The organism is Jiella sp. M17.18, assembly GCF_041027365.1.
Lineage (GTDB): Bacteria > Pseudomonadota > Alphaproteobacteria > Rhizobiales > Rhizobiaceae > VKMB-3413.
The window spans coordinates 1-2,591 of sequence record NZ_JBFTEH010000039.1 but is presented as its reverse complement, the minus strand read 5'-3'; the positions used below and the strand labels follow the sequence as shown (position 1 = coordinate 2,591).

At 66.0% G+C, this 2,591-nt stretch carries 1 protein-coding gene and 1 pseudogene; both read right to left on the bottom strand.

Translation table 11 applies throughout. From position 1 onward, the window contains the following. Positions 1–201 precede the first annotated feature (201 nt). A complete protein-coding gene (istB, locus tag AB5S17_RS23305; protein ID WP_207353209.1) occupies positions 202–930 on the bottom strand; it encodes an IS21-like element helper ATPase IstB in 729 nt (242 codons plus the stop codon). Positions 931–935: 5 nt separating this feature from the next. Further along, positions 936–2,429, bottom strand: a pseudogene (gene istA / locus AB5S17_RS23300) (IS21 family transposase); the annotation flags it as partial. Between the last annotated feature and the right edge of the window lie 162 nt (positions 2,430–2,591).

Genomic DNA, 2,591 nt, shown 5'->3' with positions numbered 1-2,591 from the left:
TCGTGAAGCGGCAGATGTACGGGCGTGCCAAGCTCGATCTCCTCGAAGCCCGACTGCTCGGCGCCGCCTGATCGTCATCGAGAGTGCGTCAGACCCCAAACGGGACCCCTCTGCGGGTGTCGGATGCGCAACGGCCTCGTGATCGCGGAGCCGTAGGCGAAGCGATGACGAGGCCGTTGCGTACGGCGCTAGGGCAGTCGATCAGAGGCGGTTCTTGAAGCGCCAGCTCTCGTTGCCGGTCTCGATGATGTCGCAGTGGTGGGTGAGCCGATCGAGGAGCGCTGTCGTCATCTTGGCGTCGCCAAAGACCGAGGGCCATTCTCCGAAGGCAAGATTGGTGGTGACGATCACCGACGTCTGCTCGTAGAGCCGGCTGATGAGGTGGAACAGGAGCTGGCCGCCGGACTGGGCGAACGGCAGATAGCCGAGTTCGTCGAGGACGATGAAGTCCATCCGTGTGAGGTAGTCCGCCATGCGTCCCTGCCGGCCCGCCCGTCCTTCCGCCTCGAGCTTGTTGACGAGGTCGACGACGTTGAAGAAGCGGCCCCGGGCGCCTGAGCGGATGCAGGCTCGGGCGATGGCGATCGCCAGATGGGTCTTGCCGGTGCCGGTGCCGCCGATGAGGACGGCATTGCGCTGATGGGCGAGGAAGTTGCCGCCGGCGAGATCGCGCACCAGCGTCTCGTTGATCGGCGTGTCGTCGAAGACGAAGTCGTCGATGTCCCGGGCCAGCGGCAGCTTGGCGATGGTGATCTGGTATTTGATCGAGCGCGCCTGCTTCTCGGAGATCTCCGCCTGGAGGAGGTCGCCGACGACACGGCTCGGCTCGTGCTGACGCTTCACGGCCGTGGAGATGATCTCGTCGAAGGCCGCCTTCATGCCGTAGAGCTTCAGCTCGCCCATGGCGCCGAGGATCTCGGAGCGTTCCATCACAATGCTCTCCTGAGGTTGTCGTAGCGGGCGCAGTCGGCCGCCGGCTCGTGGCGAAGACGCAGCGCGTCCGGGGTCATGATGGTGATCGTGCGGGCGGGCTCGCGGGCTCTCGCCAGAATGTTGAGGATGACGTCGGCGGAATGGACGCCCTCAGCCAGCGCCTCCGAGCACGCGGCCTCCACCGCAGGCAAACCGTCGCTCAGCACCGCGGTGAGGATGTCGACCATCTGCCGCCCGCCATCGGGTGCGGTGCCGAGCTTGCGGCGGACCCGATCGAGATGTGCGGGCAGTATCCAGTCCTTGAACGGCGCGCCGTTCCTGAGTGCCCCCGGCTTCCTCGCCAGGACGGGCACGTAATGCCAGGGATCGTAGATCGTCTGGTCGCGGCCGAAGCAGCGCGAATGCTCGCCGATGATCCGCCCCTCCTGGCGGATCTCGATCCGGTCGGCGTAGGCGCGGATCTCTGCCGGGCGGCCGACGGCGCTCGCGGCGACGGAGTAGCGATTGTTGTCGAAGCGCACGAGGCATGTCTTCGACACCGAGACCGGCACGGCATGGAAGCCGTCGAAGCGGCCGCGATAGGGCACGAGGCTCGCCCGCTCCTCCTCGAACACCTCCCACACCGTCCGATCACGCTGTTCGGGATGGCGGTGCGCCTTGGCATAGGCGATCGTGCGGTCGAGCAGCCAGGCGTTCAGTTCCTCGTAGCTCTTCACCCGCAGGCGCGGCGTGAAGAAGCGCTCGCGCACGAGGCCGACCTGGTTCTCGACCTGGCCCTTCTCCCAGCCCGAGGCCGGCGTGCAGGCGACGGGATCGACGAGGTAATGGCCGCACATCTGGAGAAAGCGCCGGTTGTAGACGCGCTCCCGGCCGACGAAGATCGTCTCCACCGCCGTCTTCATGTTGTCGTAGATCCCGCGGGTGCAGGCGCCCTTGAAGAAGGCGAACGCCCGGTCGTGCGCATCGAACACCATCTCCTGGCTCTCCCGCGGGTAGGCCCGCACGAACAGCATCCGGGAATGGCAGAGCCGGACGTGGGCGACCTTCACCGTCACCGTCGTGCCGTTGATCAGCACAACCTCGTGGCTCCAGTCGAACTGGTAGGCTTCGCCCGGATCGAAGCTCAAGGGCACGAAGGCCGCGGCCGATAGCGAGGCCTGCTCCCGCTGCCAGCCTCGGGCGTAGCGGCGAACGGCGTCATACCCGCCCTCGTAGCCGAGCCCTCGCAACTCCTCGAAGATCCGGATCAGCGTCAGCCGCTCCCGCACCGGACGGGCATCGTTGATGGCCAGGATCCGGTCGAGCTCCGGCTTAAAGGCGCCAAGCTTAGGCATCGGCTGCACCGAGCGCTCGTACTCGAAAGCCGTCTCGTCCGAGCGCAGAACCTTGCGCACCACCTTCCGCGAGACCTTCAGCTCACGGCAGATCGCCTTGATCCCCTTGCCCTGAACAAAATGCGCACGGCGGATCTTCGCGATCGTCTCCACGACAAGCATCCCAACTCGGCCTCCGATCAATCTCGGAAGGCACTTTGAACCCCTGCGTCAGAGGGGTCCCGTTTGGGGTCTGACGCACTCTCGATGACGATCAGGCGGCGCCGAGCAGTCGGGCTTCGAGGAGATCGAGCTTGGCACGCCCGTACATCTGCCGCTTCACGA

Bases quoted from the DNA above. Each gene is read 5' to 3' on its own strand.
- istB (WP_207353209.1), bottom strand. From the start codon at position 930: ATGGAACGCTCCGAGATCCTCGGCGCCATGGGCGAGCTGAAGCTCTAC.